This is a genomic window from Spirillospora sp. NPDC029432 (assembly GCF_040703975.1).
Lineage (GTDB): Bacteria > Actinomycetota > Actinomycetes > Streptosporangiales > Streptosporangiaceae > Spirillospora.
Genome location: NZ_JBEZWH010000020.1, coordinates 1 through 16,543, shown reverse-complemented (window position 1 = coordinate 16,543; position 16,543 = coordinate 1). Strand labels below are relative to the sequence as shown.

Annotated in this window: 15 protein-coding genes and 1 pseudogene; 9 read left to right on the top strand and 7 right to left on the bottom strand. The window is 73.3% G+C overall.

Going from position 1 to position 16,543, the window contains the following annotated elements; all coding sequences use genetic code 11:
• The first annotated feature begins 1 nt into the window (after position 1).
• From AB0881_RS18115 to AB0881_RS18105, 3 genes are all read left to right on the top strand, one after another.
• Complete coding sequence (locus AB0881_RS18115; RefSeq protein ID WP_366618067.1) at positions 2-394, top strand: hypothetical protein; 393 nt, start codon at positions 2-4, stop codon at positions 392-394.
• Positions 391-1,344 carry a hypothetical protein gene (locus tag AB0881_RS18110; protein ID WP_366618066.1) on the top strand — a complete coding sequence of 318 codons (954 nt, stop codon included), beginning with the start codon at positions 391-393 and terminating at the stop codon, positions 1,342-1,344. The genes AB0881_RS18115 and AB0881_RS18110 overlap by 4 nt, the downstream gene beginning before the upstream one ends.
• A gap of 174 nt (positions 1,345-1,518) precedes the next feature.
• On the top strand, positions 1,519-2,001 hold the full coding sequence (locus AB0881_RS18105; RefSeq protein ID WP_366618065.1) for a peptidoglycan-binding protein: 483 nt from the start codon (positions 1,519-1,521) through the stop codon (positions 1,999-2,001).
• Between the two features lie 28 nt (positions 2,002-2,029).
• Here the strand turns inward: AB0881_RS18105 and AB0881_RS18100 are convergent, their stop codons facing one another.
• A complete protein-coding gene (locus AB0881_RS18100) occupies positions 2,030-3,988 on the bottom strand; it encodes a DNA/RNA non-specific endonuclease (protein ID WP_366618064.1) in 1,959 nt (652 codons plus the stop codon).
• Positions 3,989-4,139: 151 nt separating this feature from the next.
• Between AB0881_RS18100 and AB0881_RS18095 the strand changes: the two genes are divergently transcribed.
• Positions 4,140-6,044 (top strand): peroxidase family protein, encoded by a 1,905-nt coding sequence (locus AB0881_RS18095; RefSeq protein ID WP_366618063.1) that lies wholly within the window; start codon positions 4,140-4,142, stop codon positions 6,042-6,044.
• Positions 6,041-6,919 carry a hypothetical protein gene (locus tag AB0881_RS18090; RefSeq protein WP_366618062.1) on the top strand — a complete coding sequence of 293 codons (879 nt, stop codon included), beginning with the start codon at positions 6,041-6,043 and terminating at the stop codon, positions 6,917-6,919. Before AB0881_RS18095 ends, AB0881_RS18090 begins: the two co-directional genes overlap by 4 nt.
• 13 nt (positions 6,920-6,932) lie before the next feature.
• Here the strand turns inward: AB0881_RS18090 and AB0881_RS18085 are convergent, their stop codons facing one another.
• The 3 genes from AB0881_RS18085 to AB0881_RS18075 all read right to left on the bottom strand — a co-directional run bounded on the left by AB0881_RS18085 (position 6,933) and on the right by AB0881_RS18075 (position 9,285).
• Positions 6,933-8,015 carry a hypothetical protein gene (locus AB0881_RS18085; RefSeq protein WP_366618061.1) on the bottom strand — a complete coding sequence of 361 codons (1,083 nt, stop codon included), beginning with the start codon at positions 8,013-8,015 and terminating at the stop codon, positions 6,933-6,935.
• A gap of 323 nt (positions 8,016-8,338) precedes the next feature.
• Positions 8,339-8,782: a hypothetical protein gene (locus AB0881_RS18080; RefSeq protein ID WP_366618060.1), complete on the bottom strand. Its 444-nt coding sequence runs from the start codon at positions 8,780-8,782 to the stop codon at positions 8,339-8,341.
• Between the two features lie 290 nt (positions 8,783-9,072).
• On the bottom strand, positions 9,073-9,285 hold the full coding sequence (locus AB0881_RS18075) for an EF-hand domain-containing protein (protein ID WP_366618059.1): 213 nt from the start codon (positions 9,283-9,285) through the stop codon (positions 9,073-9,075).
• A gap of 407 nt (positions 9,286-9,692) precedes the next feature.
• Between AB0881_RS18075 and AB0881_RS18070 the strand changes: the two genes are divergently transcribed.
• The 3 genes from AB0881_RS18070 to AB0881_RS18060 all read left to right on the top strand — a co-directional run bounded on the left by AB0881_RS18070 (position 9,693) and on the right by AB0881_RS18060 (position 11,612).
• On the top strand, positions 9,693-10,109 hold the full coding sequence (locus AB0881_RS18070) for an STAS domain-containing protein (protein WP_366618058.1): 417 nt from the start codon (positions 9,693-9,695) through the stop codon (positions 10,107-10,109).
• Between the two features lie 118 nt (positions 10,110-10,227).
• Positions 10,228-10,785 (top strand): GAF domain-containing protein, encoded by a 558-nt coding sequence (locus tag AB0881_RS18065; RefSeq protein ID WP_366618057.1) that lies wholly within the window; start codon positions 10,228-10,230, stop codon positions 10,783-10,785.
• Between the two features lie 359 nt (positions 10,786-11,144).
• A complete protein-coding gene (locus tag AB0881_RS18060) occupies positions 11,145-11,612 on the top strand; it encodes an STAS domain-containing protein (RefSeq protein WP_366618056.1) in 468 nt (155 codons plus the stop codon).
• 41 nt (positions 11,613-11,653) lie between these two features.
• On the opposite strand, the gene AB0881_RS18055 is transcribed toward AB0881_RS18060, so the two are convergent.
• Positions 11,654-12,940, bottom strand: a complete 1,287-nt coding sequence (locus AB0881_RS18055) for an amidohydrolase family protein (protein ID WP_366618055.1) — start codon at positions 12,938-12,940, stop codon at positions 11,654-11,656.
• Positions 12,941-13,081: 141 nt separating this feature from the next.
• Here AB0881_RS18055 and AB0881_RS18050 point away from each other — a divergent pair, with 141 nt between their 5' ends.
• Complete coding sequence (locus AB0881_RS18050) at positions 13,082-14,362, top strand: hypothetical protein (protein ID WP_366618054.1); 1,281 nt, start codon at positions 13,082-13,084, stop codon at positions 14,360-14,362.
• On the opposite strand, the gene AB0881_RS18045 is transcribed toward AB0881_RS18050, so the two are convergent.
• Both AB0881_RS18045 and AB0881_RS18040 read right to left on the bottom strand, forming a co-directional pair.
• Positions 14,283-15,668, bottom strand: coding sequence for an MFS transporter (locus tag AB0881_RS18045; protein WP_366618053.1), 1,386 nt, complete (start codon positions 15,666-15,668; stop codon positions 14,283-14,285). The genes AB0881_RS18050 and AB0881_RS18045 overlap by 80 nt on opposite strands.
• 5 nt (positions 15,669-15,673) lie before the next feature.
• A pseudogene (locus AB0881_RS18040) lies at positions 15,674-16,543 on the bottom strand (flavoprotein); the annotation flags it as partial.

Here is a 16,543-nt window from a genome sequence, read left to right as displayed (position 1 = left end):
CGTGCCGGCGGGCGTGGCCGGCAGGTGGCTGCATTCGCGCGAGGAGGACACGGCGAGCGCGGAGGTGTACCGCCGCGAGGACCACCCGTTCCCGCCCGCGCGGCGGCCGCGGCACGGGCTGGAGTTCCGGGCGGACGGAACGTTCGTGGAACTGCGCCCGGGCCCGGACGACCGGCCGCGCGAGGCCGCCGGACGCTGGGAGGACGCGGGGGCGGGCGTCCTCCGCGCCGCCTTCCCCGACGGCCGCCTGCGGGTGCTGTCGTGGAGCGGCGACAGGCTCCTGCTCGCCCGCGCCCGGGCGCCGTCGGACGATCCCGACCTGCCGCCGAGCGAACCGGGCGCGCCGGGCGAACCGGGCGCGGGCGGTCCTGAGCCGGGAGAGGAGGCGACGTGATCCCCGATCCGGCGGAGTTCGTCGGACCGGACCGCGGGCCCGGGGACGGTTCCGCGGGCGAGCCCCCGCAGGCGTCCGGGCTGCACCGGCTCGGCAAGATCTTCGGCACCGTGGTCGCGCCGACGTCGCTGGTGACCGCCCTGCTCTACTACTTCGGCTGGTCCCACGCCGCCTGGTACTTCGAGCACTTCGGGGTGGAGTCCTCGGTGCTCGGGCTCGGGACCGTCGACTACCTGTTCCGCAGCGTGGACGCGATCTTCGTTCCGGTCACGCTGTCCGCGCTGGCGGGGCTGCTCGCGCTGTGGGCGCGGGCGGTGATCCGGTGGCGGATCCGGCAGGGCAGCTCGCGCCGGATCGTCCGCGCCGTGATCTGCGTGCTGGCGGGGGTCGGGATCCTGCTCACCCTCGGCGGCATCGTCAGCGTCTTCCGCCCGACGGTGCTCACCGAGCATCTGCTGCTCGCCCCGCTGAGCCTCACGCTGGGCCCGCCGCTGATCGCCTACGCCAACGGGCTGCGGCGCCCTCGCGGCGCCCGCCGGTCCGCGGGCACGACGACGGCCGTCACCGAGTGGGCGATCGTGTTCACGCTGGTGGCGATCGGTCTGTTCTGGGCCGCGGGCGAGTACTCCGCGGCCGTGGGCACCTCGCAGGCCCGCAGGTTCGCGCAGAACCTGCCGGCGCTGCCCGCGGCCGTCGTCTACAGCGAGCGTGCGCTGAGCCTGAACGTGCCCGGAGTCACCGAGACGCGCTGCCACAACAAGGAGGCCGCGTTCCAATACCGGTACGACGGGCTCGTACTGATGCTCCGCGCCACCGACCAGTACCTGCTCGTTCCGCGGGAGTGGACGGAGGCGGGGGCGGTGGCCGTCCTGCTGCCGCGCACCGAGGCGGTCAGGCTGGAATTCGTTCCCGCGAACGCCCGCGCCGCCGCGCCGGGTCCTAGCTGCTGAGGGCCGCTAAGGGCTGCTGAAGACTGCTGACGACTTCCCCGCTGGGGACTTTCTGAAATAGTTGCGTTGCGGGCCGAACGATTCCATGACGTGTCCCGGGTTTGGCTCTCCTCGACCTGTCTCCTGCTTGGCTGGAAGGAGACCGAGAGAAGCACCAGAGAAGAGGGAGGCGTCATGCCTGCTCCACCATTCAAGCCGCCGATGATGAAACACCCGCCCGGTACGAGCGGCCCGGCCGTGAGGGAATGGCAGAGGCAGCTGAGGGAACGCGGATGGAACATCGTCGCCGACGGCCACTACGGCCCGATCAGCAAGCGGATCTGCACGAACTTCCAGCGGGAGCACGAGCTGGCCGTCGACGGGATCGTCGGCCCGAACACCTGGAAGGCCGCCTGGGAGGCACCCGCCACGATGCCGCCCCACGCTCCCGATGTGATCCTGCACTTCGGCTCCACCGGCGAGCACGTCCTCGCCTGGGAGCGCCAGGTCGACAGCAGGGGCTGGCGGATCGCCGCCGTCGACGGCGCCTTCGACGCCGCGACCGAGACCGCCTGCAAGGCGCTGCAGGAGTTCAAGGGCCTCCCCGTCACCGGGCGGGTCGACTATGACACCTGGTGCGCCGCCTGGCGGGAGAAGGTGCCGGTGGCGGCGTCGTGAGGCGCGCCCCCGCCCCTCCGGGGACTCCTCAGAGGACGAGGTCCTCGGGGCTGACGACCTCGCGGGGCGCGGGGACGGCCTCCAGCCGTTCGAGCGGATCGGCCTGGACGTGCGTGTCGACGTTCAGGCCGGTCAGCTCGGCGATGCGGCGGACCGGCACCTGGTAGGTCCGGTACGCCCCGTACGAGAAGGCCTCCTCGCCGGCGAGATCGGCGATCAGGGCCGCCTGGCTGAGCAGGTAGCCCGTCACCGAGAGCGCGCCCGAGGCCCCGGTCATCGCGACGATCTTCCAGAACTGGCGGGGCAGCAGGACGCCCCGGTAGACGTCGTCGTCGGGCGCCAGGACCGGGCCGGTGAACACGCTGACGGCGAGGTCGTGGTTGTCGGCGCTGTTGAGGACGTAGTCCTCCAGCCCGAGCCACAGCGTCCGGCCGGCGTTGAAGGCGTGGTGCTGCGGCGTGGCGTTGGTGAAGTGGAAGGTGTCGTCGTTGGCGGCCAGTGCCTGGGACTCGGTGCCCCAGGCGGGATCGAGCCGGCGGACCAGGTGGCCGCGGTCCAGATCGTTGTCCTCGTAGACCCTCTCGCCGGTCTGCTCGCCGGCGGGCAGCCGGGGATCGAGGATCCAGCGGTCGCTCTCGCGGCGGGGGCGCCGCGCGAGGCGGCCGTCGATGTTGCAGGCGGTGAACATCGCCAGCGCGCGCCGCCGGTGCATGACGACGCTGAAGTGGTGGTAGCGAAGCTCCGCGGAGGCGACCGCGGCCAGCTCGGGCGATGGTACGGGGAGCGGCAGCGGGCTCGCCAGGAAGGCGGGATCGTAGCCCTCCCGGCGGCTGTAGTCCGGATCGATCGCCTCAGGTTCGCGCGGGCCCGCCGGCCGTACCGTGACCTCCAGCGGGACCGAGACCGTGACCGTCCGCTCCGCCGCGGCGGCCGGTGCCGGTGACGGCGCCGCCGCCGGCGCGGGTGCGGGCGCAGTGGGCGGTTCCGTGGCCGGGCCCACCGGTGCGGACTGGAGGGAGACGGCCTGCTCGGTCCGCGCGGGCGCGAAGAGCTCGTCGACGAGCGCGCGCTGGGCGTCCGGCAGCGGGGCCTCGCGCACCAGCCGGCAGATCCTGCTGATGCGGATGCCCTCGTTGACGAAGCCGCCGGTCTCCTCGCGCTCCGGCACCGGGACGCTCGCGTGGTGCAGCGCGACGACCTCCCACTGGTCGTTGAACACCGGTGAGCCGGACGAGCCGGGCTCGGTGTCGGCGGCGTAGTGCAGGAACAGCTCGGGGATGTCGACGATCCGGTTCTCCCGCAGCGCGACCTGCTTCTTGTCGCCGCGCGGGTGCTGGACGATCGTGACGAACTCCCCGATGATCGCCTTGCCCTCCGCCTCGATCAGCCGGTTGAACCCGAACGCCGCCAGCTCGTGGGCGGGGGCGCGCACGGCGACCAGGGCGAAGTCGAGTTCGGCGTCGGCGAGGAAGAACCGGTCGGGATCGAGCGGGTACGCGGTCGTGGCCAGCGGGCGGCCGTCCGCACCGTCCTGGTAGTTGAACTCGATCAGGCTGGTGCGGGCCGTGCCGGCGTCGGGGAGCACGTGGTGGTTGGTCAGCAGCAGGGCCGGGGACACCAGCGAGCCGGTCCCGTACCCGGCGGGCCTGCCGCCGTCGTCCCGGATGTCCACCCGCCCGACGGTGCGCGCCGCGGCGACCCCGGCGTCCAGGTAGCGCACGCCCACGTAGTCCACGGTGTTGATGATCTTCTCCAGCCGCGTCCCGGGCACCGCGCCGCCGGGCTCGCGCAGGGAGCCGTCACCGTAGAACCGGCTGAGCCGGTCGACCCGCTTGGCGATCCGCTCGGCGGTGTCGGCCGCCGCCACGCCGCCCGGCGATGCCAGCACGCTCTCGTTCCCGCGGCGTTCGGGGACGCGTTCGGCCACGCGGCGCGCGGCCGCGTCCCGCTGGTGCTCCTGCTCCCGCTCCTGCAAATAGAATTCCATTCTTATTCACCTCGGTCGCGATATAAGAGCTGAATCGCCTACATCTCTCAATTACTTCGGATTTCGCCGGTTTTCGCCAGTGTCGGGTTGTGCTCTTTACCCCGGACCGAGAAACGTTTGACGTGAGCCGACGAGGCGGAGGTGAGATCCCATGACGGGGACGGCTCAGCGCGAACGGCCCGCACCGGCCCTCGAAACGCCGCGCCCGCGAGCGCGCCGGGAACGGCGTGCGCGCCGGGAACGGCGTGCGCGCGCCGGGCCGGTCCTGGCGCGCCTGCACCAGCGGGCAGCACTGCTGCTGGACCGCACGGTGGGATGGCACCGCCTGCCGACACCGCTCGGCCTGCTGGTCCTGGTCGGGCTCCGCGACGTCCTGCGCCGGGAGAACCTCTTCGACACCGAGACGCTGCCCGCCACCGGCCGCCCTCCGGTGCGCCCGGCCGCGCCGGCGGACCGCGCCGCCCGGAGCCCGGACGGCTCGCACAACCACCCCGACGACCCGCGGATGGGCATGGCCGGCGCCCGGTTCGGGCGCAACGTGCCGCCGGCGGCGACCTTCCCCGACCCGCCGTCCACGATCATGTCGCCGAACCCCCGCGAGATCAGCCGCCGGCTGCTGACCCGTACCGAACTGATCCCGGCCACATCGGTGAACGCGCTGGTCGCCGCCTGGTTGCAGTTCATGATCCGGGACTGGTTCGGCCACGGCACCGGCCCGTCCGAGGACCCCTGGACCATCCCGCTCGCCCCCGGCGACCCGTGGCCCGCACCGCCGTTGACGCTGCCGCGGACCCGTCCCGACCCGACCATGCCGGCCGGCGCCGCCCCGCCGACGTGGGCGAACACCGAGACCCACTGGTGGGACGCGTCCCAGCTCTACGGCTCGGGGATCGAGGCCCAGCGCCGGATCAGGTCCGGGCAGGGCGGCAGGCTCCGCGTCACGCCGGACGGGCTGCCGTGGCGGCCCACCGACCCGGCGTCCGATCCGGCGCGGGTGCCCGGCTTCTGGGCCGGGATCCTGCTGATGCAGACGCTGTTCGTCCTGGAGCACAACGCGATCTGCGACCGGCTCCGCGCCGAGCATCCCACCTGGGGCGACGAGGAGCTGTTCCAGCGGGCCAGGCTGATCAACGCGGCGCTGATCGCCAAGATCCACACCACCGAGTGGACGCCCGCGGTGATCAGCCATCCCACGACCCGGCTCGGCATGCGCGCCAACTGGTGGGGCCTGGCGGGAGAGCGGGCGCACCGCCTGTTCGGCCGGATCGGGGAAGGCGAGCTCATCAGCGGCATCCCGGGTTCGCGGACCCGGCTCGACGGCGTCCCGTTCTCGCTCACCGAGGAGTTCGTGGCGGTCTACCGCATGCACCCGCTGGTGCCCGACGACTTCCCGCTGCGCTCCCCGGACGATGAGGGCGCGGCGCCCGAGACCCTCACCCTGCGCGACCTGGCGGGCCCGGCCGCCGTGGACGTGGCCCGCGGGCACGGCATCGCGAACCTGCTGTACTCGTTCGGGACGATCCACCCCGGCCTGGTCACGCTGCACAACTTCCCGCGCTTCCTGCAGGAGTTCGCGCGGCCGGACGGGATCATGCAGGACCTGGCCGCCACCGACATCCTGCGCACCCGCGAGCTGGGCGTACCGCGCTACAACGAGTTCCGGAGACTGCTGCGGCTCCCGCCCGCCCGGAGCTTCCGCGGCCTCACCGGCGACGAGGCCACCGCCCGCGAGATCGAGGCGGTCTACGACGGCGACATCGAGCGCGTCGACCTCATGATCGGTATGTACGCCGAGCGGCGGCCCCAGGGCTTCGCGTTCAGCGACACCGCGTTCCGGGTCTTCCTCCTGATGGCCACGCGCCGCCTCAACGCCGACCGGTTCTTCACCGACGCCTACCGGCCCGAGGTCTACACCCCCGAGGGAATGGCGTGGATCGCCGACAACACCATGCTGTCGGTGCTCCTGCGCCACTATCCCGAACTGCGGCCCGCACTGGTCGGCTCCGCCAACGCATTCACACCGTGGGCCCGCGTGACAGGGCGGACGGCACCATGACGGCGACCGTCGTGTTCGTGCACGGCCGCGCCCAGGAGTTCCGCATCCCGGACGAAATGGCCCGCGAATGGCTGGCCGGCCTCAACGCCGGCCTCACCAAAGCGGGGCTGCCCACGCTCGCCCCCGAACGGGTGGTGCTGCCGTTCTACGGCAACATCCTCTACCAGGCCGCCACGCTCCCGGGCGCCGACCGGCCCCACCTGGAGGGCCTCCCGGCCGATCCCGACACGCCGGGCCCGCTGCATCCGTACCTGCCCGCCGACGTGGGGGAGATCGAGCGGCGGCTCGTCGCCGACATGGGGGCCGTCCTGGAACTGGAGGCCGCCGAACCCGAGCTGTTCGGCTGGACGCCGGACCGGCTGCTGTCCTGGGACGCGACCCGCCGGCTCCTGCTGGCGATCGCCGAACGGACCCGGGCCGACCAGGAGATCATCACCGCCCACCTGCGCGACGTCGCGGTCTACCTCACCCGGGCCCGCGACGAGGTGCTGGACGCGGTCCGCCGCGACGTGCCCGCGTCCGGCCCGCTGGTGCTGGTCACCCACAGCCTGGGCACCGTGGTCGGCCGTGACCTGCTCGACGAGCCGGCCGTACGGGACCGTACCCGAGCGTGGATCACTGCCGGCTCCCCGCTCGGCCTGGAGGCGGTGCAGCGCAACCTGCGCCCGCCCGGGACCCGGCATCCCGGCCCCACCGTGGAGTGGACCAGCGCGTACGACGTCCGCGACATCGTGGCGCTGGGCCACCCGCTGCGCCCGATCTACGGCGATCCCCTCACCGATGTGCGGGTTGAGAACGGGGACCGGCCGCACGCCATCGAGCGCTACCTCGCGCACGCCGAGGTCGCGGCACCCATCGGCCGCGCGCTCGGCTGAGCGTCCCGGGCGTTCACGGCTTGCCGGTCTCCGGCCCGGGCGCGGGCCCGCCCGGCCCGCGGATGCCGTCCAGGACGTCCTGGCCCCGCCGGTCCACGAACTTGGTGAACAGCTCCTGCGAGTAGCCGAAGATGATGGCCCAGCCGATGATCTGCGCCGACGAGTCCAGGGCGCTCAGCCCGGGCACGAAACCGCCGCGCATCAGGAGCAGTCCCAGTACCGCGGTCAGCGCGCCCGTGGGCAGCTTCAGCATGGCCAGCGCGACCGGGATGCCGAACACCGTCGAGGTGCCCCTGATCCTGCGCAGCGCCGACGCCGCCGCGACCCCGGCCGCCACCAGCCCGGCGAACTCCACGACGATGTAGTCCCGGTGCGACACGACGCTCGCGGTCTCCCGGCCCAGGTCGCGCTCGGCGACGGGCTCCGCCGACTCACCGGTCGGGCAGACCACCCCGAACCTCGGCTGGCCCCCCGCCTCCGGGGCGGCCTGCTGGAAGCACAGCGGCACCGTCGTCTTGAACACGGCCGACAGCACCGCGACGGCCAGCGCCAGCGCGAACAGGAAGGCGGCCACCCAGCGCACGATGACGACGAAGCTCCCGGCACGCAGCCGCTCGCGCAGCTCGGCCTGGCGCGCCGCGTTCACCGCGCCGACGATCGCCGCCCGCTGCGACGGCCGCAGATCGAAGGGCTGCCCCGCCTCCCGCGCGGCACGCATGTCGCGCGCCAGCCCCTCCACGGCCGTCCGGCGCTCGTCCCCGGCCGCCAGATGCTCCTTGACGACCGCGAGCATCCCCGGCAGATGCGCCTCGACCTCGGCGGGCGCGAGCGTCCGCAGCCACAGCGACCGCGCGGTGTCGAGGTGCACCTGCGCCGTCGTCACATGGGACGCCGACGCGGCCCGGCGATGCGTGTCGAAGTCGATGACGCCGCGGGCCCGGTCCAGCTCCTCGCGCGCACCGTCCAGCAGATCGGCGCCGCCCGCCCCGTCCGGCACGGCGTCCAGGAGAGCGCGCAGCTCGCACGCCTGCGCGCGGATCTCCTCGCAGAGCACCCACGAGCCCCGCTCCCGCCTCCACTCGGCGTACTTCCTCACCAGCGTCCCCGGCCCTCGACGACACGCGACGCCGCAGCGTACGACGCCGAACCGGCGAGAACGCGCCCGCATCACGAGCGACTGGCCAAGCCTTTGCCTTTCCGGCCCTCCAGCATGAGGCCGTGCGCGCAGCCGCTGTCCGTGGAACGTGCGGCGCGCGACGTTCGTCGTCGCGGCCCTGGGTGCCGTGGCCACCGGTGCCAACGCCACCACGGCCCAGGCGGCCCGGCACCTGCGACTGACGCCATCTGCGTAGCGCACGCGGCTCGCGTGCGAAGCGGAGCTCCTCGGTCGCCGTTCCGGGCGAACCCGGGCGGCGTTCCTCAGGAGGGTGCGGGCGCGCTCGCGAGAGGGCGCAGCCTGTCACTGACCACCGCCCAGTCCAGCGCGCGCAGCAGGACGGTGTGACCGGTGTCGGTCGCGGTGACGGGACAGTTGTCAGTGCCGTTCAGCGTGCCCGGGATGGTCAGGGTGCGCACCACTCGTCCGGTGCGGGCCTCGCGGACGGTCACCTTGTAGTCGCCCTCGTACAGCGGGAACGTGTGGGTGACTCCCGGGGGATCGGTGAAGGCGCATTTCACCTTGCCGATCGGCCCCGAACCCTTGGCCGCCTTGATGCAGGCGAGCAGCTGGACCTCCGCGAGCCTGTCGTCCCGGGTCAGGACGGACGGGTCGTCGCCCCTGTTCGGCCTGATGTCGCCGCTGATGTACGGCCCGCTCTTGCCGAGGAAGCTGACCGCGATGTCGTCCGGCAGATTCCTCCGCATGGTGATCGGCAGGATGAGGTGCGGTCCCGGGCCGGCGAACGGCGGATTCTGGGCGCGCCACGGCCGGTCGGCGCACGCGTCCTCGTTCGGGACGCGGATGACCTCCGTGGGCGACGCCTCGGCGGTCGGCGGCCGGGGACCGCGACGCCGGGGGAGCGCCGGTCGCGCAGGCGGTGAGCGCCGGGAGGACGACGAGGACCGCGACCCGCTTCACTCGCATGGCAAGCCAGACTGGCACATTCGCGCCTCGTGCACGGGCCGCCGCCGCGCTTCGCGCGAGGCCGGAGGGATCAGTCGGCCAGGAACTCCGCGTAGGAGATCTCGCCGTCGGCGTTCTTGTCGGCGGCGGCGATGTAGGCGTCGATCTCCTCGATCGAGCGGGGGTCGCCGGACGCGGCGAGGGCGGCGATGAGCTCGTCCCGGCTGAGGTAGCCGGAACCGTCGGTGTCGAGCGAGCGGAACTCGGCCATGTGGTCGGTGTTGGGATTCTCGTGCTTGCCCATACTCTGCTCCCGTCTTCCGTACCGATCAGCATAGGCGGACCGCTCGGGGACGCCCCGGGCGCACCTCGCCAGGCCTGCGCCGGCTCACCCGGCGTGCATCGGTTCGGAAGCCGGTGTGGTGGCATCGGGCGGTCGATGGAGTAGGTTGGCAACATCCGGTAACGACGAGGTCGCGTCCCGAGGCCGACCGCCACGCCGGGCTCACCCCCGAAGGGGGACGGCATCGTGATCTCGGATCGCGGCGATCGGACGGGCCCGCGCGATGGGCCGATCCTCCTGCCCGCCGCGGGCCACACCGACGGCCGTCGCTTCAACTCGCCCATCATCCTCGCCCACACCAGCCACGCGGCGGTCGGGACGGTCATGGAGTCGGCCGCGGACTCCTCCCTCAGCGATCGGAGTTCGCGATGGCCCTCGACCCACCCGTACCTGTGACGGCCCTGCGCAGCGCCGCCTCACCTCCGCCCGAAGTGAGCATGCCCGCCCACCCGCGTCCCGGCCATACCATCGTCGCGCTGCACGGCGCCCTCGACGCGGACTCGGCCCCGGCACTGCGCACGCACCTCCTGGGTGTGCTGCATCGCAGCGCCCGGCTGCTGATCCTGGATCTGGGAGAGGTGTCGTCCTGCGACGAGGCGGGACTGGCCGTGCTGATCGGGATCCAGCGTCGCGCGACCGGCCTGGGCATCACCCTTCGCCTGGCCTGTCCCCGGCCGCATATCACCATGCTGCTGCACGCCACCGGACTGGAACGCAGCCTCACCGTCCAACACTTCCTCGCCACTTCACCGGCCGCACAGATCACCTTGGCCAGAGCCTGCTGAGCCCGGTGCGTCGACCCAGCGTCCGGATAGGAAATCCCAGCATGCGCGCCATCGACAGGTCCGGCGCAGGACGGAGAGCGCGATCTCACGAAACGGGGCGACGACGGGAGCCGGCGCGATGACGGGCGCGGAGACCACGCCCATCGCGTGGAAGACGGCCAACAGCGCCCGTACCGCCACGGGCCGCCGGCGGCTCGACGCGACCTTCGAGGTGATGACGGCGGTCCTGGAAGGCATCGATCTGACCGCCGCGCTGACGCTGGTCGCCGTCCGTGCCCGCTCCATGGCCGGCGCCCGGCTGGCGTTCATCGTCATGCCCCTCCCGGAGACCGATCTGCTGCGGATCGACATCGCCGTCGGGGCCGGCGCCGACCGGCTCCGGGGCCAGACCTTCCGCAGCGGACGTTCGATCATCGGCCGGGCGTTCAGGACCCGGCGCGCCATGTCCACGCAGATCGCCGTGGGGCAGGCCCTCAGCGATCTGCCGGCCGGTCCCATCCTGCTGCTGCCCTTGGAGACCGGCGAGGCGACCCACGGGGTCCTGGCCGTCCTCGGCGGGCCGGGGGAACGGCCGCTCGACACCCCCACCGCCCGCGAGCTGTTCCGCTTCGCCACGATGTCCGCCACGCTGATCGGCCTGGCCGAGGAGCAGCGCGCGGCCGGCCCGCCCCGTTGACTCATACGTCCCGACCTGCCCCATGGGCCCGTGCGGGCAGGGGTGGCGTGTGCGGTCGAGCCACTTCTCAATTTCACAAGCTCGGAGTAGAGTGAGGTCATCCGGCAACGACGACATCCCCGTCCTGAGGGTGAACCGCCACACCGGCTCACTCCGGCAGGGAAGTGCATGCCGATCTCCGAACCGCCCATCGCCCCGCGCGGCCCCGGCCGGGCCCCGGGCAGGGGGACCGAGTCCGATCTGCTCTGATCGCACCAGCCGCGGGGACGCCGTCCAGCTCGTTCCTGGTGCCCGCCGCGCGCGCCTGCCGCGCCGGCCCGACAGGGCCGGTGCCCACCCACCAGCGATCGGAGATCGCCATGACCACCCTGACGCCCCCTTCGAAGGGCATCGCCACAACCGCCTCGACCTGGTACGCCGCGTACAGCGGGTTCACCTCGGTACGGCGGGCCCAGTCCCATGCCAAGGTCAGCAGTCCCACCCACGGGAGAGCCGGCCACACCATCGTCACCTTGCACGGCGACCTTGACATCGCCACCGCCCCGGCACTGCGCGCGCACCTGCTCGGCGCGCTGCAGCACAGCGCACGGCTGCTGATCCTGGACCTGGGCGAGGTGACCTTCTGCGATGCCGCCGGCCTGGCCGTGCTGACCGACGTCCAGCGCCGCGCCACCGGCTTCGGTGTCGCCGTGCGCCTGGCCAACCCCCGGGCGCAGACCGCCAAGCTGCTGCGCATCACCGGGCTGGACCGCCGCTTCCTCCTCCAGCCGGCCACGCCCGCGGGCCCGACGACGTACCGCGCGCTCTCGAAGAGCCAGGCCGTATGAGGGCCTGACACCCGGTAGGAACGGGTCGCGGGGGACAGGGGTCAGTCCGCGGGGGTGCGGTCGATGAGGTGGCCGTTCTTCCAGATGGCGGCGATGGCGCGCAGGTCGGTGATGTCGGTGGTGGGGTCGCCGTCCACCAGGAGCAGGTCCGCGCGGAGGCCGGGGGCGATGCGGCCGCGGTCCGCCAGCCCGAAACGGCGGGCCGGCTCCGCGGTGGCCGCGGCCAGGGCCGCGGCCGGGCTCAGACCGGCGCGGACGAGGTGCTCGACCTCGATCAGCATGCTGGCGCCGCCGACGTTGGCGCGTATCGGCGCGTCGGTGCCGGCCAGGATCGGTACGCCCGCCGTGTGTAGCCGCCCGACGTTGGCCGAGCCGATCCCCAGGAAGTCGGGGCGGCCCGGCCGGTCCGGGGGCTCCTGCTGGAGCAGGTACCGCTGCGTCGCGCTGAGCCAGGGCTCGACCCGATCATCGGCGAGGAGCCGCTCGGCGCCGTGACCCCAGTCGACGACGCTCAGGGTCGGGATGACGAACGCGCCGGCGCGACGGAACTCGGCGATGTCCTCGGCGGTCGCGTGGACGTCCCAGAAGGCGTGCGCGAGGCCGTCGGCACCGGCCCGGACGGCGGCCAGCGCGAGCCGGAGCTTCTCGGCGTGCACCACCGCGCGGCGCCGGTGCCGGTGCGCGGCGGCGATCACGCGCCGGACCTGCTCGCCGGTCAGCGTCGGCAGCGACGGCCTCGGCGGCGGACCGCCGTCCTCCAGGATCACCTTGATGAAGTCCGAGCCCTCGGCGACCCGGTCGGCGACGAACCGTTCGATGTCGGTGCCCTCCGTCACGCGCGGGAAGTCGTGGCCGGGCTGGAGGGGATGCCCGCCCGGCACGGTGACGCCGGCCCCCGCGGACCACAGGTCCGCCCGCTCGGACGGACCGGTCGAGCGGCGCCGCCGGCGGGCGTCCGGCAGCGCCGCCGGGTCGCCGAACATCTCCAGCTCGGTGGTGACCCCGAAACGCACCGAGTCGGCGAGGCTGCCGTCGAAGGTGTGGACGTGGCAGTCGATGAGCCCGGGCAGCAGCGTCCGGCCGCCGCCGTCGTAGACCCGGGCGGACCGGGGCGCCGGCCCGCCGTTGAACGCCGCGATGCGCCCGCCGGCGACCAGTACGGAGCCGCGACCCCGCGTCCGGCGGCCGTCGAAGACGCGCACGTCGCGGATGAGCCAGGTGCCGCCGTGTTGCGCGGCCGCGGCCGCACGGGGTGCCGAAGCGGCGGCGGCGACGGCCAGTCCGGAGGTCAGTGACAGGAAGCGGCGGCGCGGTGTCCGGTACGTCATGCCGGTGACCGTACGGATTCCCGAAGCACCTGGTAACCGCCAAACGTCGCCCCTGGAACGACCTAAGTCGGCGCTTCTCCAGCCACTCGGACGTGGGAAATCGCGTTGCGGGCGGTCACGGCATGAACGATGATCCGGCACATGACGGACGATCGTGATCGCCTGAGGGCGCTGCTGCCGTCGTGGGAGGCGCGCCCCCGGGCCGCGGCCGTCGCGGGGGAACTGGCGGGCGTTCCGGCCGTCGCGATCGCCGATCTCGTGCTCGACGACGACGAGCCGTTCTGGCGCCGGGAGAGCTGCGCGCAGGCGCTGGTGGGCCGGGTGCCCGCCGAGCGCGCCACGGCACTCGTGGCCCACGTGTGCGACAACGAGGTCGGCTACAAGGTGGGCAGGGCTCTGGTCGCCGCGCTGGACGTGCCCGGCGGGCCGTACTCCGGCACGCTCCGGACCCGCGCGCTGGAACGGGGCAATTACTACGTCGCGGAGCTACTGGGGGCGCGGGCCCTGCTGGACGCCGCGTCCTCGGGCGACGCCACGGCGCTCGGCCTTCTCGCCGTCATGGCCTCGTCCCCCTGGAGGCACTTGCGGGTGTCGGGGGAGGAGGCGATCGACGAGTTGATCGAACGGCGCGGCCTGCCGGCCCTCCTCGCGATGCTCGGGACCGATTCGCCGGAGGGCCTCGCGCGTACCGGCACCCGCCCGGCGGAACGGCTGCTCGGGCTCCGTCTCGTGTGGCGGGCGGGCGGCGACATAGCCCCCTCCCTCGGCGACGAGTCCGCCCTCGTGAGCCGGAGGGCCTACGACCTGCTGATCGCCGGCTACGGCGAGGACGCGCCGCTGCTGGCGATGGTGGAGGAAGGCCGTCCGGGGTTCCTGTGGGCGCTGCCGATCCTGCACGAGCGCGGCCATGGCATCCGTCCGATGTGGAAGCGGCTCGGTTCGCCCCGGGTCGAGGTCCCCGGGGTGCCGCCGGACATGCGGGAGGCGATCGTCCGGGAGTACACGCCCGGCCAGACCGGCACCGATCCGCTGTGGCTGATCGAGGCCGCCCTCCTCGATCCGCCGCCTTCACCGGACGAGGCGCGCGAGAGCCAGGACGAAAGGCTGCGCGCGGCGTGCGCCGCCCTTGCCGGCGCGGGCCTCGACCCGCAGGAACCGGTCCCCGTGGGCAGGCACATGCACTCGGGGAACGGGACGTACCACGTCATCTCCACCGATGCCGGCACGGTCTGGGTGAGCACGCTCGGCCCCTACGTCGCCGTACCGGACGACGCCCGCGCCGCGTCGGCCCTCCGCGACGCGGGCTTCCTGCGCGTCGACGGCGAACTCGCCGATACCACCTTCACCGGCCTGGCCGTCTACTTCTTCGGCTCCCGCGACCCATTGACGGTCCGCGACCTGGTGTTCTACTGGCAGGACTGAACCCGCTCGCCGCTCCGATGGGGACGGCGGCGGCGGTCGGCATGCTGCCGGTCGCCAAGGCGGCCGCGAGTACCGCGACGACAGTGAGGACGGCGAAGAGCGCGGGGTAGCCGCCGAGGCCGCCGGCCAGTGCGGCACCGGCCCAGGGCGCGATCGCGCCCGCGATGGTGATGGGGGCGGCGAGGACGCCTGAAAGGGTGCCGTAGGCGGTGGCTCCCCAGCGGTCGGTGACGGCCGTCGCCTGGAGGAGGGTGGCGATGCCACGGGTCGTGCCGGCCAGGACGGCGACGGCGACCAGGAGGGCGACCGGGCCGGGAACGGCCGCGAGTGCGGCGGTGGTGACGGCCGACAGGGCCAGGATCAGGACGGTGCGGGAACGTACACCGGTGCGCCGGACCAGCGGGCCGTAGCCGAGGCGGCCGGCGACCTGGCCGACGCCGCCGAGCCCGAGGGCCCAGGCGGCGGTGGTGGCGTCGGCACCGCGGGAGATGAGCAGCGGGATGAGGTTGATCATCACGGCGTACATCGCGAACGTGCCTAGCGTGAGCCCGGCGGTGAGCAGCAGGAACGGGCGGCTGGTGATGACGGCCCTCACCGTGGCCGGTCGGCCTGCCATTGGGCGGGCCGCATCTCGGCGTTCGTCGGATGCGTGCTCGCGGATGCCGGGCCAGGGGCGGCGGAGCGCGATGGCGTGCAGCGGGATGGTGACGATGGCCAATATGGCGGCGAGGGCGAGGTAGACACTGCGCCAAGACATGTGGGAGGCCAGGGTGTCGGTGAGGGGAGCGAAGACGGTGCTGGCCAGGCCGGCGACCAGCGTGAGGGTGGTCAGCGCCCGGACATGGCCGGGGCCGTAGTACCGGGTGAGGGCGGCGAAGGCGGGCTGGTAGAGGACGGCGGTCATGGCGGCGCCCGCGAGGACCCAGGCGGCGCTGAACCACCACAGGTTGGGCGCGGTGGCCAGGCCGATGACCGCGATGACCGCCGCGATGGAGCCGGTGGTCATGATGGCGTGCGGGCCGCGCCGGTCCAGGAGGCGTCCGAGCGGGATCCCGCCGAGGGCGGCCAGGACGAGCGCGGCCGAGAAGGCGGCGGTGATCGCGGCGGTGGACCAGCCGGTGTCGGCGGTGATGGCGGGGGCCAGGACCGGAAAGGCGTAGTAGAGCACGCCCCAGCTGGTGATCTCGGTGACGCACAACGCGGCGAGGACGGTGCGCAGGCTGGTGGCGCTGCCGGAGCGGGCGCTGGGAGCGGTACCGGCGGCCGGGTCGGCCGCCGGTACCGAGGCGGGGGTGTCGTGGCCCACGCGTGTCAGGCGTCCGCGCGTTCGGTGTCGCCGGAGTAGCCGTGCTCGTGGCCGGTGGCGAACCCCAGGCGCGGGGCGCCGTCACCGGCGGTCGCGCCGGCGGTGACCGGGGTCCCCAGCGTGAGCGGCTGCGGCGCGCCGGAGCCGCAGCAGGACGCGCTGTCCGACTCGTCCGCCGATGGGAGTTCGGTCGCGGGTGCGGTGGAGCAGGAGCTTCCGCAGCCGTCGGCCTCGTCCTCGGTGGCCAGGTCGGTGGAGCAGACGCCGGTTTCGGGCAGGTCGAGTTGGACGGTGTCGGCGGCGGTGCGGTCGCCGGCGAGGGCGGCGGTGATGGAGCGGACCTGCTCGTACCCGGTGGCCATCAGGAACGTGGGCGCGCGGCCGTAGCTTTTCATCCCGGCGATGTAGAGGCCGGTTTCGGGGTGGGCGAGGTCACGTTCGCCGTGTGGGGGGACGGTGCCGCAGGAGTGGAAGTTGGGGTCGATCAGTGGGGCGAGCTTGACCGGGGCCTCGGTGGCGGGGTCGAGCTCGGTGCGGACTTCGCGGAGCATGTCCAGGTCGGGTCGGAAGCCGGTGGCGGCGACGATGGTGTCGGCGTTCACGGTCTGCTCGCCGGTGGGGGTGGTGCCGGTGACCTGCACCGTTCCGGTGGTGGGGGTGGTGAGGCGGGTGATGGTGAACGAGCGGATCAGTTCGATCTGGCCGGAGTTGACGGCCTGCTTCAGGCGTGTGCCGAGGGCGCCGCGGGCGGGCAGGCCGTCGGTGTCGCCGCCGCCGTAGAGGCGGGTGGCCGAGGTGTCGCGTACGGCCCAGGTGATGCGGGTGCCGGGTGCTTGTTCGGCGAGTTGGGTGAGGGTGAGCAGGGTGTTGGCGGC

Excerpts from the sequence above, each read along its gene's own strand:
- AB0881_RS18105 (WP_366618065.1), top strand. The coding sequence starts at position 1,519 with ATGCCTGCTCCACCATTCAAGCCGCCGATGATGAAACACCCGCCCGGT.
- AB0881_RS18100 (WP_366618064.1), bottom strand. The coding sequence starts at position 3,988 with ATGGAATTCTATTTGCAGGAGCGGGAGCAGGAGCACCAGCGGGACGCG.
- AB0881_RS18095 (WP_366618063.1), top strand. The coding sequence starts at position 4,140 with ATGACGGGGACGGCTCAGCGCGAACGGCCCGCACCGGCCCTCGAAACG.
- AB0881_RS18090 (WP_366618062.1), top strand. The coding sequence starts at position 6,041 with ATGACGGCGACCGTCGTGTTCGTGCACGGCCGCGCCCAGGAGTTCCGC.
- AB0881_RS18080 (WP_366618060.1), bottom strand. The coding sequence starts at position 8,782 with ATGCGGAGGAATCTGCCGGACGACATCGCGGTCAGCTTCCTCGGCAAG.
- AB0881_RS18075 (WP_366618059.1), bottom strand. The coding sequence starts at position 9,285 with ATGGGCAAGCACGAGAATCCCAACACCGACCACATGGCCGAGTTCCGC.
- AB0881_RS18070 (WP_366618058.1), top strand. The coding sequence starts at position 9,693 with ATGGCCCTCGACCCACCCGTACCTGTGACGGCCCTGCGCAGCGCCGCC.
- AB0881_RS18065 (WP_366618057.1), top strand. The coding sequence starts at position 10,228 with ATGACGGGCGCGGAGACCACGCCCATCGCGTGGAAGACGGCCAACAGC.
- AB0881_RS18060 (WP_366618056.1), top strand. The coding sequence starts at position 11,145 with ATGACCACCCTGACGCCCCCTTCGAAGGGCATCGCCACAACCGCCTCG.
- AB0881_RS18055 (WP_366618055.1), bottom strand. The coding sequence starts at position 12,940 with ATGACGTACCGGACACCGCGCCGCCGCTTCCTGTCACTGACCTCCGGA.
- AB0881_RS18050 (WP_366618054.1), top strand. The coding sequence starts at position 13,082 with ATGACGGACGATCGTGATCGCCTGAGGGCGCTGCTGCCGTCGTGGGAG.